At 67.5% G+C, this 18140-nt stretch carries 18 protein-coding genes; 9 read left to right on the top strand and 9 right to left on the bottom strand.

Annotated features, from left to right (window positions below; genetic code table 11):
• The first annotated feature begins 484 nt into the window (after positions 1–484).
• Entirely contained in the window at positions 485–2470 is a 1986-nt protein-coding gene (locus F3087_RS47120; protein WP_263407217.1) for an Hsp70 family protein, read from the top strand.
• A 133-nt stretch (positions 2471–2603) separates the two neighbouring features.
• Here the strand turns inward: F3087_RS47120 and F3087_RS47435 are convergent, their stop codons facing one another.
• Complete coding sequence (locus F3087_RS47435; RefSeq protein ID WP_191094012.1) at positions 2604–2999, bottom strand: maleylpyruvate isomerase N-terminal domain-containing protein; 396 nt, start codon at positions 2997–2999, stop codon at positions 2604–2606.
• An 88-nt stretch (positions 3000–3087) separates the two neighbouring features.
• On the opposite strand from F3087_RS47435, the gene F3087_RS17300 reads away from it, so the two are divergent.
• The 3 genes from F3087_RS17300 to F3087_RS17290 all read left to right on the top strand — a co-directional run bounded on the left by F3087_RS17300 (position 3088) and on the right by F3087_RS17290 (position 5769).
• Entirely contained in the window at positions 3088–3681 is a 594-nt protein-coding gene (locus tag F3087_RS17300; RefSeq protein ID WP_150403026.1) for a phosphotransferase-like protein, read from the top strand.
• A 135-nt stretch (positions 3682–3816) separates the two neighbouring features.
• Positions 3817–4611 (top strand): HAD family hydrolase, encoded by a 795-nt coding sequence (locus tag F3087_RS17295; protein ID WP_150403025.1) that lies wholly within the window; start codon positions 3817–3819, stop codon positions 4609–4611.
• Positions 4612–4896: 285 nt separating this feature from the next.
• The gene (locus F3087_RS17290) at positions 4897–5769 is read left to right on the top strand and encodes a cyclopropane mycolic acid synthase family methyltransferase (protein WP_150403024.1); all 873 of its coding nucleotides are present in this window, start codon (positions 4897–4899) and stop codon (positions 5767–5769) included.
• Between the two features lies 1 nt (position 5770).
• Here the strand turns inward: F3087_RS17290 and F3087_RS17285 are convergent, their stop codons facing one another.
• From F3087_RS17285 to F3087_RS17275, 3 genes are all read right to left on the bottom strand, one after another.
• Complete coding sequence (locus F3087_RS17285) at positions 5771–6568, bottom strand: anti-sigma factor (protein ID WP_150403023.1); 798 nt, start codon at positions 6566–6568, stop codon at positions 5771–5773.
• Entirely contained in the window at positions 6565–7170 is a 606-nt protein-coding gene (sigK, locus tag F3087_RS17280) for an ECF RNA polymerase sigma factor SigK (RefSeq protein WP_150403022.1), read from the bottom strand. The genes F3087_RS17285 and sigK overlap by 4 nt, the downstream gene beginning before the upstream one ends.
• Before the next feature lie 281 nt (positions 7171–7451).
• The gene (locus F3087_RS17275; protein ID WP_150403021.1) at positions 7452–7862 is read right to left on the bottom strand and encodes a VOC family protein; all 411 of its coding nucleotides are present in this window, start codon (positions 7860–7862) and stop codon (positions 7452–7454) included.
• 98 nt (positions 7863–7960) lie between these two features.
• On the opposite strand from F3087_RS17275, the gene F3087_RS17270 reads away from it, so the two are divergent.
• Both F3087_RS17270 and F3087_RS17265 read left to right on the top strand, forming a co-directional pair.
• Positions 7961–8908 carry a helix-turn-helix transcriptional regulator gene (locus tag F3087_RS17270; RefSeq protein ID WP_150403020.1) on the top strand — a complete coding sequence of 316 codons (948 nt, stop codon included), beginning with the start codon at positions 7961–7963 and terminating at the stop codon, positions 8906–8908.
• Positions 8909–8965: 57 nt separating this feature from the next.
• A complete protein-coding gene (locus F3087_RS17265) occupies positions 8966–9589 on the top strand; it encodes a TetR/AcrR family transcriptional regulator (protein WP_150403019.1) in 624 nt (207 codons plus the stop codon).
• An 86-nt stretch (positions 9590–9675) separates the two neighbouring features.
• Here the strand turns inward: F3087_RS17265 and F3087_RS17260 are convergent, their stop codons facing one another.
• From F3087_RS17260 to F3087_RS17240, 5 genes are all read right to left on the bottom strand, one after another.
• Positions 9676–10419, bottom strand: coding sequence for a sirohydrochlorin chelatase (locus F3087_RS17260; RefSeq protein WP_150403295.1), 744 nt, complete (start codon positions 10417–10419; stop codon positions 9676–9678).
• Positions 10420–10534: 115 nt separating this feature from the next.
• Positions 10535–11830, bottom strand: a complete 1296-nt coding sequence (locus F3087_RS17255) for a sulfate adenylyltransferase subunit 1 (protein ID WP_150403018.1) — start codon at positions 11828–11830, stop codon at positions 10535–10537.
• A 1-nt stretch (position 11831) separates the two neighbouring features.
• Entirely contained in the window at positions 11832–12794 is a 963-nt protein-coding gene (gene cysD, locus F3087_RS17250) for a sulfate adenylyltransferase subunit CysD (RefSeq protein ID WP_150403017.1), read from the bottom strand.
• Positions 12791–13510 (bottom strand): phosphoadenylyl-sulfate reductase, encoded by a 720-nt coding sequence (locus tag F3087_RS17245; RefSeq protein ID WP_150403016.1) that lies wholly within the window; start codon positions 13508–13510, stop codon positions 12791–12793. The genes cysD and F3087_RS17245 overlap by 4 nt, the downstream gene beginning before the upstream one ends.
• A gap of 37 nt (positions 13511–13547) precedes the next feature.
• Positions 13548–15371 (bottom strand): nitrite/sulfite reductase, encoded by a 1824-nt coding sequence (locus F3087_RS17240; protein ID WP_223885143.1) that lies wholly within the window; start codon positions 15369–15371, stop codon positions 13548–13550.
• Between the two features lie 450 nt (positions 15372–15821).
• On the opposite strand from F3087_RS17240, the gene F3087_RS17235 reads away from it, so the two are divergent.
• The 3 genes from F3087_RS17235 (at position 15822) to F3087_RS17225 (ending at position 18092) form a co-directional block, all read left to right on the top strand.
• Positions 15822–16223, top strand: a complete 402-nt coding sequence (locus F3087_RS17235; protein ID WP_150403015.1) for an SgcJ/EcaC family oxidoreductase — start codon at positions 15822–15824, stop codon at positions 16221–16223.
• A 163-nt stretch (positions 16224–16386) separates the two neighbouring features.
• Positions 16387–17562: a radical SAM family heme chaperone HemW gene (hemW, locus tag F3087_RS17230; RefSeq protein ID WP_150403293.1), complete on the top strand. Its 1176-nt coding sequence runs from the start codon at positions 16387–16389 to the stop codon at positions 17560–17562.
• Between the two features lie 320 nt (positions 17563–17882).
• On the top strand, positions 17883–18092 hold the full coding sequence (locus F3087_RS17225; protein WP_107654883.1) for a hypothetical protein: 210 nt from the start codon (positions 17883–17885) through the stop codon (positions 18090–18092).
• Positions 18093–18140 lie beyond the last annotated feature (48 nt).

The following is an 18140-nucleotide window of genomic DNA, read 5'->3' as shown; positions in this document are numbered from 1 at the left end:
GGGAAACGGACCTGGAGTTGATGCATCATGTATCTCGCGAGCCGAGTTGAGCTGTGCTGAAATCAGCAGTGCTGGCAATGGTTTGGTTACCGACCGGTCAGTGTCTTTATGTGACCCCGAATTCTTGGGGTGGTTCGGGTTGTTGATCAGCTATCGGAGCATTGTCCGAATCGCTGCGAGATAACCAGATCGGATGGGGCGGTACGGAACCGACGCCTGTCGAGTGGGCTGAACAATTGTGCTCCGGGAGCATAGTCGCAGGTGACCCGGATCATTGTGATCAAGAGTTAAACGTTTCGCGCCATTCTCCGGCCGTTCATGTCTATTCCACATCCTTCCAGCGAGCCGAACAGCTAATCTGTGCTGGCTGTTTGGAAGACGACCGCGGCCACATGGATCTCTGTGTGATGGACGTGGTCTCGGTACGTTGACGGGATAGCATATGACCACAGGTCTGGGTTTCAGCATCGGCGCAGTGAACTCTATGACGGCTTCGGTGACCGGTGCGCGAACCCGGCCCGTCGTGCGCAGCCGGCGCACCGCGGTGACCTTCGACAGCGCGGGCGGGCTACGCATCGGCGGCATCCCGCAATTCACCATGGCTGTAACGGATTTCGCCGATCTGAGCCGCGACCCGGAGCCGATGATCGTCGGCGGGCGCATCTGGTCGTCGGCGAATCTGGTCGCCGCCGTGGTGAACGGGCTGCGCGACGCCGAGCCCGCCGCGACCGAGTCGGGAGCCGTAGCCGCTTATCCCGCAACGTATTCCGACAAAGAGGTGGCTCTGCTGCGGCAGGCGCTCGACCTGTCCGGGGCGAGTGACGTTGCGCTGGTGCCGGAACCGGTCGCGGCCGCGGAATGGCTGGAGCACGAACAGGGTCCGCTGGAGCCCGGCTTCGTGCTCGTCTACGACCTCGGTGGGACGAGTCTCGACGTGACCATTGTGCGGGTCGGACCCGACTGGGACAACCATCCGATGGTCGGAAAGCCCGTGCGCTCCTACGACTTCGGCGGACGCCCGCTCGGCGCGATGATCGCCCGCTACGCCCATGAGACCGGGCCGCGTACGACCACGCCGACCTCGATGCTGTCGATGGTCGACATCGACGGACTGCGCACCGCGCACATCCGCGACACCCTCGAGGTGGTGCGCGCCGCGGTTCGCGCCGCCGATCTCACGCTGTCCGACATCAGTCGCATCCTGGTGGTCGGTGGTGCGTCCCGTCCGGCCGAGGTGGCCCGCACGCTCGCCGAACTCGGCCGCCCCCTGGTGGTTTCGGCTGATCCAGGGCAGACGGTCGCCGCCGGCGCCGCTCTGATGGCCGCCCGTACCATGGCGCTCGCCGCGTCCGGCGGCAAGGAGCACTCGCCGCGGGTCGCCGTATTCTCCAGCGCCGCTGTGGTTTCCGCGGTCGCCATGTCGGCGGTGACGGTCTTCGGCAGCCCGTCGGCGCCCAGCGCCTCACCGGTGCTCGAACATTTCCCCGGCCTCGACGCGCCGACCACCGACACCTTGTTATACGACTCCAGCGCCGATCTGGCCGGTCACCGAGACGCCTGGGTGGCGACGCCCGCCGGCTGGACCACCTCCCGGGCCTTGGCCACCAGCGCCGCACTGCCCAAACCCTCGGCCTACGGTCTCTTCATCACCCCCGCCTCGCACGCCACCAAACTCGGCCCCAGCGTCGCCGAATCGCGCCTCGGATCCCACAACGAGCCCCGAACCCCCGGCGCCCCAACCCCATACGGCGGCACCTACGCCAACCCGGCGTACTTCATCAACCCCCTGCCCTTCGGCCAGCTCATCCCGCAGCCGGGCCAGCCACCCGCCCCCGGCACCCCTGCCCAACCCGCGGTCCCGATCGCCGGCGGCCCGGTCGCGCCGCCGGCCGGCTCCATCCCCGCCGCGCCCCCGGCCAACCCGGCCCCCGCAGTCCCGGACCCGGTCGCCTCTGCCCCCGTCGCCAGCACCCCGGCCACCGGCGGCACCGTCGACACCCCGACCGCGGGAACCACCACCGGCCCCGGAACATCAACCGGCACAGGCACTTCTGCCTCCACCGGCGAATCCCCCGCCGGCAACACGTCATCCGGCGGAACCACCTCCGGCGGAACCTCCAGCGAACCCGGCACCGGCGGCAGCACATCGTCCGGCGAAACCTCCACCGGCGGCGGCTCCACCTCCGGCGGCACCACCGGCGGTTCCACCACCTCATCCTCTGGCGGCTCCACCTCCGGCGGCTCGACCTCACCCGGAACCTCCTCGGGCGGAACCACATCCGGCAACAGCACCTCGTCCGGAGCATCAAGCGGCGCGTCCACCGGCGGCTCCACCTCCGGCGCCTCCACCTCAGCCGGCTCAACCTCCGGCGGCAGCACCTCCAGCGGAGAGTCGTCCGGCGGCTCCTCCTCCGGCGGCTCCTCCGGCGGCTCCTCAGGCGGCTCCGGCGGCGGCCCCGGCGCCCACTGAGTCAGGGGGCGATCCGAGAATCCGCGGCCGCCAAGCAACGACCGGCAGGCGTCCAAGTCCGCAAGGTCACGTCGGTCGCCGCGACGCAAGCCCTGCGTGCGCCACCCGGGGTGGGTGAACGGGTCTGGGCGATTCAGCACGCAGATCGGCCGGTCTGCGGGGATGACGCGGTCGCGATCCAGCGGCCGACGGATGCCTTGATGGTGCACGAGGGCGTCGGCCAGGGTGTACCGCGGCGCGAGGGTCGAATTACCTCCCGCTGATTCGAGCCGATCCACAATCGTCGACGGCGACAGGGCTCTGGCCTGCTCCACCAGTCGAGCATTGAAGCGATCCGCCGAGAACCCGGTACGGGCGAAGCCGGAGAGGAGGACGGCAGCGAAACTGCGTCGTACAGCAGATGTCCGGCGACGTCCCGGACCCGCCAACCCGCGCACAACGACGGCGACTCCCACTCGTCAGCGGAGAGCGTGCGGAGCAACGAGACAAGATCGGGGCGCTCGTCCGCCAGTAGCCGTCGGACGTTCATGCCGAAAGTTGGATTAGGGCAAGCATCTTGCGTAAACGGCCGACCGGTGGAGATCCGCACCCGTCGCGGGACTCGATAGTGTTGCCGGATGCCGAGCGGTGAACTTCCGGGCCGGGTCATCTTTCTCAACGGGACATCGAGTTCGGGGAAGACGACGTTGGCTCGCAGCATCCAGGACGAGAGTGATGTTCCGTTCGTCTACTGGGGGATCGACACGCTCTTCGATCTGGTGCCGCCGAACTGGGGTGGAGGACGGGACGGGCCGCTGAGTCGCGCGGGCTTTTGGTATGACCGCACCGGTCGCGATGCCGGTGGTCACCCGCTGCTGGTCGTCCGATATGGCGAGGTCGGGCATCGAATGCTGCGCTCGGCCTGCACCGCTGCCGCCGCATTCGCACACGGCGGCGACCACCTGGTCATCGATGAGATGCTGCTGACCCCCGACCTCCTCCCGATGTGGCTGACCGCCCTCGCCGGCTTGGACGTTCAACTGGTCGCCGTCACCTGCCCACTACACATCGCAGAACAGCGAGAACTGGCCCGCGGCAACGAGATCGGCTTGGCCCGCGGCCACTACCAAACCGTTCACGCCCACGGAGTCACGTACGACATGACCGTCGACACCACCACCGGCACCCCCACCGAACTGGCCAGAGCCGTACTCCGCCAAGCCCACCACTAGCGCGCCGCCGATGCGAAATCCGTCCTCGCCTTCGGGATCTGCACCGGCTTCAGGGCTGAATCATCGGATGTGGGTGGAGGTCTCGGCGCGGGTAATCGGCGGACGCGCACCTTGCTATCGAGGCACAATGAGTTGATGGCTAATGGGGGACCCCAGCTGATCGCGCTGGATGTCGACGGGACGTTGCTCGAGACGGGCAGCCCGATCAGCGAGCGCGTGGCTGCGGCTGTGCGGGCGGCGGTCGCGGCGGGGGCACACGTGGTGGTGACGACCGGGCGGACGGTGTTGACGACCCGTTCGGTGTTGAGCGAGCTCGGGCTCGTCGAGGGGCACGCGTTGTGTTCGAACGGCGCGGTGCACGTCGATGTGGCCAAGGGGCAGCCGCTGACCGTCCAGGAATTCGACCCGGCGCCGGCGGTCCTCGCGCTGCGCGCCCTGATCCCGGAAATGATCTTCGCCGTGGAGAAGGTCGGCGTCGGCTACTGGGCGACCGGCGTCAGCCCGGGGGAGTACTCGCTCGGCGATTACCTGCTCGTCGACCACAGCGCCCTGAGCAGCGAGCCGACCCCGCGGCTCAACGGCTGGTGGCCGCAGGGCTCGCTGGCGGAAATGCTGCTCTTGCTGCGCGAACTCCGAGTCCCCGGCGCAAGCTGGGTGCACGGAGAATTCGGCCCCTGGCTCAGCGTCTCCCGCCAAGGCGTCTCCAAGGGCTGGGCCCTCGAACGCCTGCGCCTCGCCCTGGATGTCCCGAGCGACGCCACCCTGGCCATCGGCGACGGCTACAACGATCGCGAAATGCTGCGCTGGGCAGCACATTCGGTAGCCATGGCGAACGCGCCGGCCGAGGTCAGAGAGCTGGCCGACGAGGTCACCGGAACCGTCCACGACGACGGCGTCGCCACCGTGCTGGAGCGCTGGTTCCGCTCTTGATCCGGCCGTCGCCCTTGGTTGGGCGCGCTGGCGGCTGTCATGGCGGGCATCGCGATCGTTCGGACTTCGACCAGCCCACCCCTGTTGGCGAGTTATACCCGTGCGCTATTGTGAACATCGATGTTCGTAGCTGATGTCAGGACCGTCGCCTGGCCAAAGCATCGCCGCTACGTGAACGTCACGGTGTCGTCCGCGACGCCATAGCTCGATCGCCTGTTCATCGCCCGATCCCGCCGCACCGGCCGGACCGGTCGACCATCGATGGACTCGACGGAGGTTATCGACATGACCCGCACGCCGTTCTACGCGGAGGTGCAAACCCATTACGACCTGTCCGACGATTTCTTCGCCCTGTTCCTCGACCCGACCCGCACCTACAGCTGCGCGTACTTCGAGCAGGACGACTACACCCTGGAACAGGCGCAGCGCGCGAAAATCGATCTGGCACTGGGCAAGTGCGATCTACGGCCGGGCCTGACCCTGCTCGACATCGGCTGCGGCTGGGGCTCGACCATGATGCGCGCGTTGGAGTGCTACGACGTCAAGGTCATCGGGCTGACGCTCAGCAAGAACCAGCACGGCTACGTGCAGTCGATGCTGGACGAGGGCGGCTACGGCGGCCGCGCCGAGGTCCGCCTGCAAGGCTGGGAGGAGTTCGACGGCAAGGTCGACCGCATCGTCAGTATCGGTGCGTTCGAACACTTCCGGCACGAGCGGTACGCCGAGTTCTTCGACTTCGCCTACCGCATCCTGCCCGAAGACGGCCGAATGTTGTTGCACAGCATCGTCATCTACGGCCTGACCTATCTGCGTGAACACGACATCAAGTTCGACCGCACCGATATCGACTTCTTCCGATTCATCCGCGACGTCATCTTCCCCGGCGGCCAATTGCCTTTCCACAGCAGCAAATTCCCGCCGGGCATCCAGCAGTACGCCGAAGACGCGGGCTTCTCCATCGAACGGATCCACCCGCTGCAACTGCACTACGCGAAGACCCTCGACCTCTGGGCGGCCGCCTTGTCGGAGCGCCGCGACGAGGCCGAAGCTCTGTGCGGCCCGGACACCTATCAGACGTACATGCGTTACCTGACGGGATGCGCCCACCACTTCCGTGCCGGGCACATCGACGTCATGCAGTTCACCTGTGTGAAGTAGTTCAGCTCAACGGAATTCGCGCGACGATGGGCGTCGTCGGCTGAACCGACCCATTGCTCGGTTCGGCCGTGATCGCGAGCAGCGCGGTGTCTCCGGTCAGGTCCGTCGCCAGCTCGGCGCGACCACCGGAGACGTGCATCATCCCGGCCGAACGCGGCGTGCCGTCGGCCGGGATGGTCCACAGCTGGTAGCCGTGCTGATCGGCCGGCGTGGGCAGTCCGGTGACGGTGACGACCAGCTTGCCCACGCCGGCCGACACCACCGCCGTGGCCGTTCCCTCGCCTGTGGTCAGTTCACCGTTCCAGGTGACGGCGTCGCGTGCGTCGCGCACCTGATCCGCCACGACCACGTCACCGCGGTGCCCGCCGAGCAATGCGAGCCCGGTGATCAAGACGGCCACCAACGCGATCGCCGCCGCAAGGCCGACCGCCGCCCGGATGATCCACTCCCGGCGCGGCGGCGGAATATGGTTGTCCGACAACCCATTCAACGCGGGCATGATGTCCGTACGGCCGAGCGCGTCCAACACCGGCAACAGCTGCGTCTGCCCGAGCGCATCATCGACGCGCCGCTGCGGCCGTGCGCGAATATCGGCGAGCACCCGGTCTTTCATCTCCGCGGCCGGCAACGGTGGCACGGCGACGGCGAGTTCCAGCGCGACTTCACTCAGCTCGTCGACCTCGGTGCGGCAGTCCGCGCACTCGGCCAGATGTTGCTCGAACCCGACGCGCTCGGCGGTGGACAATGCGTCCAGAACATAAGCGCCGGTGCGGGCATGCAGATCGGATGTCGTGGTCACGAGCGCTCTCCCAAGCTTTCCCGCAGACGGAGCAGCCCGTCGCGCATCCGGGTCTTGATCGTGCCGACCGGCTTGTCCAGGGCCTCGGAGACCTCGCGATAGGTGTGGCCGCCGTAGTAGGCGAGGACGATCGATCGGCGTTGCAGGTCGGTGAGCCCGTCGAGAGCGTGCCGGACCGCCTCGTGTTCCAGCTTGTCCAGCGTCGTCTCCACCACGTCGTCGAATCCGTGGCGTGGCTCCAATTGTCCTGCGCGGTTTTCTCTTTCGACGTTGGCATGCTGATAGCGCACCCGGTCGACCGCGCGCCGGTGCGCGATGGTCAGCACCCAGGCCAACGCGCTGCGGCCGTGCTCGTCGAACTGGGCCGCCTTGAGCCAGATCTCCAGCAGCACCTCCTGCGCGACCTCTTCGGACTGGGCATGGTCGCGCAGGACCGTGGCGACGATGCCGAGCACCGGGCCGGCCACGAGGTCGTAGAGCGCGGCGAAGGCCTGCTCGTCCCTGCGGCCCACGCGGCGCAGCAATAGTTCCGGAGTGTTCGCCGACTCGGTCACGTCGTCGAGGGTGCGGGCGCCGGGTAGTGCTCGGGCGCGGCTGACCATAGGTGTCCTTCCAAACCTGACCAAGCCGGAGGCCGTGCGCGGGGGCAACGGCGGATGTGGGCCAGATCATATGACGCCCGATTCGCCGCGACACCCCGGCTGCCCGCGCGCCGTCGAAATCAAGACCAATCCGCGGGCGCTCCGGCTGCGACTTCTATGCAGAGCCTGCCTGCCAGCGGCGGCTCGCGCAGTGTCCCGGCCGAGGCGACCGGCCGGGACACGCGGCGGGGCATGGTGCCGGACGAACGAGTCCCGTCCGGCACCATGTCTCCGTTTGGCGGCTAGGCCGGGCCGGTTTTGGCCAGCACCTCGAGGTAGTGCGGGTTGGACATCAGGCCGAGGACGTTGCCGAACGGGTCGACGACCGAGGCGGTCACGAAACCGGTGCCCACGCCGCGCTCGGTGATCGGGTCGTACTCCTTCGCGCCGAGTTCGAGCAGGCGGTCGAAGGTGGCGTGGAGGTCGTCGACGTGCCAGTTGACGATGGCGCCGCCGGGGGCGTTGCGCGCACCCGCCGGGGCGTACGCCCGGTTGACCAGTCCGAATTCGGCCAGGTAGTCGCCGATGCGGAACTCGTAGTAGCCGCCGGGGACGGTGAAGTACGGCTCGACGCCCAGGAACTCGGTGTACCAGTCCTTCGCGGCCTCCAGGTCGTCGGCGTAGAACGTGCTCGTCGCCATTCCTCGCAGCATTTTCGATCTCCCTCTTCGGTTCGTGTCTTGCTTGTAGAAACCATCCTCCGCCCTAAAGTGCTCACCGAATGAGCACTTTTTCCGGCAGAATTGTGCGCATGCGAGCGGACAGATTGGTGGCGATCCTGCTGATGATGCAGACGCGCGGACGGGTGACCGCCGCCGAAGTCGCCGAGGAGTTGGAGACGTCGGTCGCGACCGCGCGCCGGGATCTCGAGGCGTTGTCGACGGCGGGTGTGCCGGTGTATCCGCAGCCCGGTCGCGGTGGTGGGTGGTCGCTGGTCGGTGGTGCGCGAACCGATCTCACCGGATTGACCGCGGGGGAGGCGCGTGCGTTGTTCCTGCTCGCCGGACCGTCCGCGAATGCGTTGCCGGAGGTGAAATCCGCACTGCGCAAACTGGTTCGGGCCTTGCCCCAGCCGTTTCGCACCGATGCCGCCGCGGCCGCCGATGCCGTGGTGATCGACCCGGCTCGGTGGGGTCAGACGGACCGCGAACTGCCCCCGGTGGTCGCGTTGCTACAGCGAGCAGTGGTGCAGCGCAACAAGGTTCGCCTGCGCTACGCCAGTAAGAAGGGCGAACACACCGAGCGGCTGGTCGATCCGTGGGGCCTGATCGACAAGGATGCCATCTGGTACCTCATCGCCGGCACCGAAAACGGCCAGCGCACCTTCCGCATCGACCGCATCACCGAAGCCGTCCGCACCGACGAACCCGCCTACCGTCCAGCCGATTTCGACCTCTCCGCCACCTGGAACGAGGTGGTCGACGAACTCGAACAACGCCGCGCCGCCACCGCCGCCACCGTCCTCATCTCCGACCGCCTGCTCCCGATCCTGCGCAACCAGCAGGGCCGGCACTGCGTAGTGGACGGCCCGATCGCCGACGGCCGCATCCGAGTCCAGGTCACCGCACCCACCGCGTGGATGCTCGCCCAGCAACTGGCCGGCTGGGGCGCCTCCATCGAAGTCCTCGACCCACCCGAAGTCCGCACCGAACTGGTCCGAATAGCCACCGAACTCCTCGACCGCTACCAGTCGGGGTAGTCGATTGCAGTACGACCGTACGTTCGTATTGGGGCGATTTCGTGGAAGAATAGGGAGATGTCCGAGTCCACTACTGCTGCCGGGCGGCAGCAAGGCACCGATCAGCGGTTGGCGAAAGGGGCGCGATCGCGCGCCTCGATCGCGCGGCATGCGGCCGATGTGGCGTCTGTCGAGGGTTTGACCGGGGTGACGATCGGCCGGCTCGCCGCCGACCTCAGCCTCAGCAAGAGTGGGATCGCGACGCTGTTCGGAAGCAAGGAGAGCTTGCAACTGGCCGCGGTCAAGGCAGCGCGGGACGTGTTCCTGGATGAGGTCATCACGCCGAGCCTGGACGAGTCCAGCGGGATGCCGCGGCTGCGCGCGCTGGTCGAGCGCTGGTTCGGGCAGGTCGCCGAGCCGGCTTTCCCCGGTGGTTGCTTCCGCGTGGCCACCCTCGCCGAGTTCGACAGCCGGCCCGGTCCGGTCCGGGACGCCATCTCGGCGGACCATCGTGACTTCATCACGTTCCTGTCCAACGAGATCCGTCGCGCGCAGGAACAAGGGCACCTCGGTGAACGCAACGCCGACGTCATCGCCTTCGAACTGGACGCCGTGATCTCCGCCGCCCACACCGCCCATCAGATGGGCGACGAGTGGGGTGTGGCAACAGCCCGCGCCATCGTGGATAACGTGCTCAGCTGAACGTTGCCACCGTTCTACGCGGACACTTTCGCGCTCTTGTGCCCGGTTGTCGCCGATATCCGCGGGAGATTGTCCGTGTAGAACGGTCAAGCCGACAGAGTGAGGGCGTTCGCGATCGTGGCGTCGTAGCGGTTCCACACGATGTCGGTGAGGGCTGAGTGTGGGCCGATGACGTTGGCGTGGAGGACATCCGGAGCTGCGGATACCAGGCGGTCGGTGAGTAAGCCCGGTGCCAGGAACCACGGCGCTACGAGGATGTTGTCCGCACCTCGGGTGCGCAGGCGGGAAATCGCCTGGGGCAGTGAGGGTTCGGTGGTTGCGTAGCAGATCTCGGTGATGTACCCGGTGAGCATGGCGAGGCGGCGGGCCACCTCGGCGGTGCGGGTATTGGCCGCAGCGGAGGACGAACCTACGGCGGCAACCGCAATGCCCAAGCGATTCGGCTGGGCCGCCAGCGAATCAGCCGCTTCCGACACCCGATCCCGCAACGCCCCGATCAACCGCGCATCCGGCCCGAGAACCTCGGCCTGGGTCAACTGCAACTGCGGATGCCGGGCATGCGCCGCGGCCAGCAGGCCAGGCAGATCCACCCGCGCATGAAACGCATTCCCCAACAACAGCGGCACAACCACGGCCCGCGTATGCCCCTGCGCCGCAACGGCATCCACAACCTGCTCGACCGACGGCGCATTCAGATCGAGAAACGCCAACCGCACATCGAACCCCGGCCGCGCCGCCGCCAGCTCCACAACAACCGCGGCCATGGTCGCCGCTGACCGCGGATCCCGACTCCCGTGCGCCACCGCGATCAACGCGGGCCTGCCACGCATCGGCGCAACCTCGAACCCGAGCGGTGCGCCCCCGATTGCGCGCGACTCCAGCACTCCGCTCGGCACCGCGGACGCGGCGACGGGCCGGGTCGCGATGCCGAACGGTTCCTTCATCTCAGACTCCGGTGCCGACTTCGACGGCCGAGAGCACGTCGCCGACGAGACCGGCGGCAAGCGTGTTGCCGCCGGACGGATCGATGAGCAGGAAGCTGCCGGTGTGCCGGTTGACCCGGTAGTCGTCGACCGCGAGCGGCTCGGCGACCCGCAGGGAGACGCGCCCGATGTCGTTGAGGGCCAACGACTCCGGGTTCGGGTCGGCGATCAGGCGCTGCTCGTCGAAGCGCTCCAGCAGGCTGCCGACGATCGCCTGGGTGGTGCGGGTGCCGTGCTTGAGCAGCAGGCGGGCGCCGGGGTGCAGGGGCTTGTCGCCGAGCCAGCAGACGGTGGCGTCGAAGGTGTCGATCGGCTCGGGGGCGTCGGCGACCGAGGCGATGGTGTCGCCGCGGGAGATGTCGACGTCGTCGGCCAGGATCAGCGTGACGCTGCGGCCGGTCTGCGCCACCGCGAGTTCACCGTCCGGGGTGTCGATCCGCTCGACGGTGGTGCGAATTCCGGAGGGCAGCACCACCACTTCGTCGCCCGGCGCGACCGCACCGGCCGCGATCTGCCCGGCGTAGCCGCGGTAGTCGGGGTATTCGGCGGTGCGCGGCCGGATCACGTACTGCACCGGAAAACGAAGTCCCAGTGTGTGATTGCCGGTGCTGTCGGCATCGACCGGCACCGATTCGAGGTGCTCGATCAGCGACGGACCGCTGTAGTACGGGGTGTTGTCCGAGCGGGTGGCGATGTTGTCGCCGTGCAGCGCGGAGACCGGAATCTCCAGCACATCGTCGTCGGACCAGCCGAGGGTCCGGGTGAGCCCGTTGAATTCGGCGGAGATCTCCGCGAACACGGTCGCCGGGTCATCGACCAGGTCGATCTTGTTCACCGCGAGCACCAGCTTCGGCACCCCGAGCAACGCCAGAACCGCGGCGTGCCTGCGAGTCTGCTCGATGACCCCCTTGCGCGCGTCGACGAGCAGGATCACCAGCTGCGCGGTGGACGCACCCGACACCGTGTTCCGCGTGTACTGCACGTGCCCCGGCGTATCCGCGAGCACGAAAGACCGCTGCGGCGTAGCGAAATACCGGTAGGCGACATCGATGGTGATGCCCTGCTCCCGTTCCGCCCGCAACCCGTCCACGAGCAACGAAAGATCCGGCGTCGCAAGCCCTTTGTCCACCGACGCGCGCGTAACCGCGTCGATCTGATCGGCCAGCACGGATTTCGTGTCGTACAACAGACGCCCGACCAGAGTGGACTTACCGTCGTCGACAGAACCGGCGGTAGCCAGCCTCAATAGGTCGGTCATATCAGAAATAACCCTCTCGCTTACGGTCTTCCATCGCAGCCTCCGACACCCGGTCGTCACCGCGGGTAGCACCACGTTCGGTCAATCGGGACGCGGCCACCTCGGCGAGAATCGCCGCATTGTCGGCCGCATCGGAAAGCACGGCCCCGGTGGACGATCCGTCGCCGACGGTGCGGTAGCGCACCGAAAGCGTTTCCAGCGCTTCGTCTTCCCGCGGCCCGCCCCAGACGCCGGGCGTCATCCACATGCCGTCACGCTGATACACCGGACGCTGGTGCGCGTAGTAGATGCTCGCCAGATCGATGTCCTCGCGGGCGATATAGCGCCAGATGTCCAGCTCGGTCCAGTTGCTCAGCGGGAACACCCGCACATGCTCACCCGGCGCGTGCCGCCCGTTGTACAGGTTCCACAGCTCCGGCCGCTGCCGCTTCGGATCCCACTGCCCGAAGGCGTTGCGCAGCGAGAAGATTCGCTCCTTGGCCCGCGAACGCTCCTCATCGCGACGACCGCCGCCGAACACCGCGTCGAACCGGTGCTCGCTGATCGAGTCCAGCAGCGGCACCGTCTGCAACGGATTACGGATACCGTCCGGACGCTCGGTGAGCCTGCCGTCGGCGAGGTAATCCTCGACCTTGGCCACATGCAACCGCAGCCCGTACCGCTCGACGATCTTGTCCCGGAACTCCAGCACCTCCGGCAGGTTGTGCCCGGTGTCGACGTGCAGCAGCGAGAACGGCAGCGGCGCAGGCCAGAACGCCTTGAGCGCCAGGTGCAGCAGCACGGTGGAGTCCTTGCCGCCGGAGAACAGGATCACCGGCCGCTCGAATTCCCCTGCCACCTCACGGAAAATATGGATCGACTCCGACTCCAATGCAGCGAGAGTGTCGAAATCGGTGATGCCGAAAGCGCGTTCAGTAGTGTTCGAGGACTCGCCTAGAAGTTCACTCACAATGGTCTCCGTCATGACTGGTGCAACCCGCATTCGGTCTTGGCGAGGCCGGCCCAACGCCCGCTTCGTGGATCGGCTCCCGGCTCCGGCTTCCGCGTGCACGGCGCGCAGCCGATCGACGGATACCCTTCCTCGACAAGGGGATTGACGAGGATGCCGTGCTGTTCGATGTAGTCCTGCATCGCGTCGTCGGACCAGGCGGCGATCGGATTGATCTTCACCAGCCCGAACGCCTCGTCGAACGAGATGAGCGGCGCGTCGGCCCGGGTCGGCGACTCGACCCGGCGGATGCCGGTGACCCACGCGTTGTACCCGGCCAGCGACTTCTTCAGCGGAACGACCTTGCGCAGCCGGCAGCATTCACCCGGATCGCGCCCGAACAGATCCTTGCCGAGCAGCTGATCCTGTTCGGCGACAGTGTGTTCGGGCCGGACGTCGATCACGTTCACCCCGTACACCGCCTCGACGGCGTCCCGGGTGCCCATGGTCTCGGCGAAGTGGTAACCGGTGTCCAGGAACAGCACGTCCACGCCCGCATGGACCCGCGCGGCCAGGTGCACCAGCACGCCGTCCTGCATGTTCGAGGCGACGATGTAGCCGGAGCCGAAAGTGTCCTCGGTCCACTGCAGCAGCTCGAGCGCGGACGCGTCCGTCCCGAGGTCGGCGGCGCCCTTCTCCGCGAGGGCCCGGAGCTCGTCCTCGGCCAGCTTCGCCACCAGTTCGGTTGTCACAGTTGCTCTCCCATCACGTGCCCGGCGCAATCGAGGCTCATTTCAAATCGGCCTCGTCGGCACGAACGGCCCACTGGGCGAACCGTTCGCCGTCCTCGCGGTGCTTGGTGAAGTTGCGCACCACCCGCTCGATGTAGTCACCGAGCTCGTCGCTGGTTACCTTGTGCTGACGCAGCTTGCGCCCGAAGGCGCTGTCGAAGCCGAGGCTGCCGCCCAGGTGAACCTGGAAGCCCTCCACATGATTCCCGCTGCCGTCGTCGACCAGCTGGCCCTTGAACCCGATGTCGGCGATCTGCGAGCGCGCGCACGAGTTCGGGCAGCCGTTGATGTTGATGGTGACCGGAACGTCGAGCTGCGCATTGAGATCCGCGAGCCGCTCCTCGAGTTCGGGCACCAGCACCTGCGACCGCTTGCGCGTCTCGGCGAAGGACAGCTTGCAGAACTCGATGCCCGAGCAGGCCATCAGGTTTCGCCGCCACAGCGACGGCCGGGCTTGCAGCCCGAGCGGCGCCAGCTCGTCGATCAGCGCGTCGACTTTGTCGTCGGCGACGTCGAGCACGATCAGCTTCTGGTACGGCGTGAACCGGATCCGGTCCGACCCGATCCGCTCGACGGCTTCGGCGACCTTGGTCAGGATCGTGCCGGAGACCCGGCCGGCGATGGGGGAGAACCCGACCGCGTTCAGCCCGTTCTTCAGCTTCTGCACGCCGACGTGGTCGATCGGCTTGGTCGGCTGCTCCGGCGCCGGGCCGTCGATCAGCTTGCGCTTCAGGTACTTCTCTTCCAGCACCTCGCGGAACTTCTCGATGCCCCAGTCCTTGACCAGGAACTTCAACCGCGCCTTGGTGCGCAGGCGGCGGTAGCCGTAGTCGCGGTAGAGCGACACCACGGCCTCCCACACATCCGGCACCTCGTCCAGCGGCACCCATGCGCCGACCCGTTGCGCCAGCATCGGATTGGTGGACAGACCGCCGCCGACCCACAGATCCAGGCCGGGCCCGTACTCGGGATGGTTCACCCCGACGAACGCGATGTCGTTGATCTCGTGCACCACGTCCTGCTGGCCGGAGATCGCGGTCTTGAACTTGCGCGGCAGGTTGGAGTACTCCGGCTTGCCGATGTAGCGGCGCACGATCTCGTCGATCGCGGGCGTCGGATCGATGATCTCGTTGAACGACTCACCGGCCAGCGGCGAGCCGAGCACCACGCGCGGGCAGTCGCCGCACGCCTCGGTGGTCTTGAGCCCGACCGCCTCGATCCGCTTCCAGATCTCCGGGACGTTCTCCACCTCGATCCAGTGGTACTGCACGTTCTCGCGATCGGACAGGTCGGCGGTGTCGCGGCCGAACTCGGTGGAGATCTGGCCGAGCGTGCGCAGCTGCTCGACGCTCAACGCGCCGGCGTCGCAGCGGATGCGCATCATGAAGTACTTCGCCTCGAGCAGGTCGAGGTTCTCGTCGCCGGTCCAGCTGCCGTCGTAGCCCTGCTCGCGCTGGGTGTAGAGACCCCACCAGCGGAACCGGCCGCGCAGATCGCCCTTGTCGATGCTGTCGAAACCCTGCTTCGAGTAGATGTTCTCGATCCGGGCGCGGACGTTGAGCGGGTTGTCGTCCTTCTTGGACTGCTCGTTCGGGTTCAGCGGTTCGCGATAGCCGAGCGCCCACTGACCTTCCGCCTTGCGGCGCACCGGCTTACCGGTGCGGGCGCGCGGCGCGGTCGACGCGCCTGCGGCGGCTTCCGCGCGCGGGCGATCGGCGCGAACGCGGCGCTCGGAGGCGGGGCGGTCGGGACGGGTGTGGTGGCCGGGCCGGGACTCGGGGCCGGACTGGTCGGTCGGACCGGCGTCGGTACTCGACGTCATAGGGGTCGCTCCTGCGGGGTTATTGAAATCCGTGCTGGAGGTGCGAGGGGCTGACTCGCACCTGCGGTGTCAGCGGACCGATGAAGTCGAAAATCGGGATCGCCGGGTCATGGACCCGGGGATGGGCGTCGCTGAGCTACCGAGGGGATTCGGTCAGACAGCAGGCACTACAGACGCGCTTGTAGTCGACGTGGCGACGTGCCACAAGTCGTACTCCCGATGCGCGCATGAAGCTATTGTGCCACCTCAGCGGCGGCCTTCCGACGGGGTGTCCGTATTTTCCGCAGTTTTGCGGGAAATCCCCTGGACCGTTGACCTGATATGTGACGCCAGTCATAGATCATCCGTCTATGGCGGCCGGTGATGCGCGAACGACACCGGAAGTGAACCGCGCCACGTACCCGCCGACCGCTTGACCTGAAGTTTCCTTCAGGTATCAGAGTGGGCGTCATGAGTACCGCATCCGTCGACACCGACCTCGACGCCATCCGTGAAGTAGTCGCCACCATCCAGCACTCCCAGCAGAACGAACTGGTGGACGAGTTCATCGGCCTGTTCCGCGAGGACGCCATCTGGACCACCGGCGGCGGCAAACCACTGCTGGGCCGCCCGGCCATCGCCGAGTTCACCGCGAAGGTGCTGCCCGGCGCGATGCGCGACGGCACCGTCACCTACGAGGTGGTGCACGTCCTGTTCATCCGCCCCGACGTCGCGGCCGTCAAGGTCCGCCAGCGTTACCTCACCGACGATGGTGAGCTCACCGGCGAGGGTTCGCCGATGTACGTGATGTCCAAGGAGAACGGCCGCTGGCTGCTCACCGCGAACCAGAACACCGTGGTTGCCGCGGACTGACGCATCGGTGAGCGGGAACTGGTGCAGGCCGCCTCTCGCGATACGCCTGCACCAGTTCCCGGTGATCGGTCGTCCAGATCGTGACGCCGGAGGCGAGCGGGTCGCGGGGGACCTGCACACTAGAGGGGTGAGTTCACCTGCGGCTATCCCTGTCGGCACCGAGATGTCGGGGCCGGTGCTGAGTGACTTCGGGGGCGGTCCGTTCGGGATCTACGTGCATGTGCCGTTCTGCGCGACGCGCTGCGGGTACTGCGATTTCAACACCTACACGGCCGGCGAGCTCGGCACCTCCGCGTCGCCGCAATCCTGGCTGGACGCGTTGCGCGGTGAGTTGGCCACTGCCGCAGCGCAGTTCGCCGAACTGCCGACCGCGACACCCGAGGTCGCGACGATCTTCGTCGGCGGTGGCACGCCCTCGCTGCTCGGCGGTGCCGGGCTGTCCTCGGTGCTCGACGCGGTGCGCGCGAACTTCACCCTCGCCGCGACCGCCGAGGTGACCACCGAATCCAACCCGGAATCCACCTCGCCGGAATTCTTCGAACGCCTCCGCGCGGCCGGCTTCACCCGGATCTCCCTCGGCATGCAATCCGCCGCCGCCCACGTGCTGAAGGTGCTCGACCGCACGCACACGCCGGGCCGCGCGGTCGCCGCCGCGAAGGAGGCGCGCGCCGCCGGCTTCGACCACGTGAACCTCGATCTGATCTACGGCACTCCCGGCGAACGCGACAGCGATCTCGACGCCAGCCTCGACGCCGTGCTCGAAGCGGGCGTCGACCACGTCTCCGCCTACTCGCTGATCGTCGAGGACGGCACCGCGCTGGCCCGCCGCGTGCGCCGCGGCGAACTCCCCGCCCCGGACGACGACGTGCTCGCCGCCCGCTACGAACGCATCGACGCCCGTCTCGCCGCAGCCGGTCTGACCTGGTACGAGGTATCCAATTGGGCGGCAAGCGAAGCCGCGGCCTGCCGCCACAACCTCGGCTATTGGGACGGCGGCGACTGGCTCGGTGCGGGCCCCGGCGCGCACAGCCACGTCGGCGGCGTCCGCTGGTGGAACATCAAGCACCCCGCCCGCTACGCCGATCGCGTCACTGTCGGCGGCCTCCCCGCGGCAGGCTGGGAGACCCTCACCGCGGACGAGCGCTACACCGAACGCGTCATGCTCGCAGTCCGGCTCCGCACGGGTCTGCCCGTCGAGGATTTGGATCCCGAAGGCCTCGCCGCCGCTGAGCGCGTCATCGCCGACGGCCTCGCAACTCGCGTCGCGGACCGTCTGATCCTCACCGATCGAGGCCGGCTGCTGGCCGACGGCGTGGTCCGTCAACTCCTCGTCCCTTGATCGGCATGGCCGAACGGTCATAGTGCCGCGCGACTCGTTCCCACGATCATGTGACGCAACGCTCACCTCTGCGCCCGGACTGCCACTGCCGATCATGACGACCCGGCTCGGCGTCAAGCGGGCTCGGCTCCTCCGGGGCCTCCGCAACCGCCTCACCACCGGGGCGAGCGCGGCTGGAAAGCCCCCTCGACCCGCCCCGTCACCTGCTGATTTACCGGCGTTCCGCCGCCCGATCGGCCCGTTTCAGCGAACTGCCGGGTCGGTTCGGCTGTCGCGGAGCGAGCGCGCCTTGTAGGCTTCGATCAACCCCAAGGAGATTCATGTCCCCGGCACGACACATCACCCTCATCCACGAACCGGGCGAATTCGCCGAGGCGCGGGCAAATGAAAAGGCCGAAACTGCGCGACAGAGCGCGGTGGCCGCACGCACCGTTGCCAGCTATTCACAAAATGCCGACGATTGCCAATCCCTATTGGCGATGCTCGGCTTGGACGCACTCGCCGGCAAGCAAGCCCGGGTCTGCGACTAGCACTGCAAATTCCCCGCCTCGCGGGGAAAACAAGCCCGTACGCGGCGC

The sequence above is a fragment of the Nocardia colli genome, assembly GCF_008704205.1.
In the GTDB taxonomy this organism is placed as follows: domain Bacteria; phylum Actinomycetota; class Actinomycetes; order Mycobacteriales; family Mycobacteriaceae; genus Nocardia; species Nocardia colli.
Note: the sequence above shows the minus strand (reverse complement) of the source record. Positions and strands in the feature narration are given on the sequence as shown.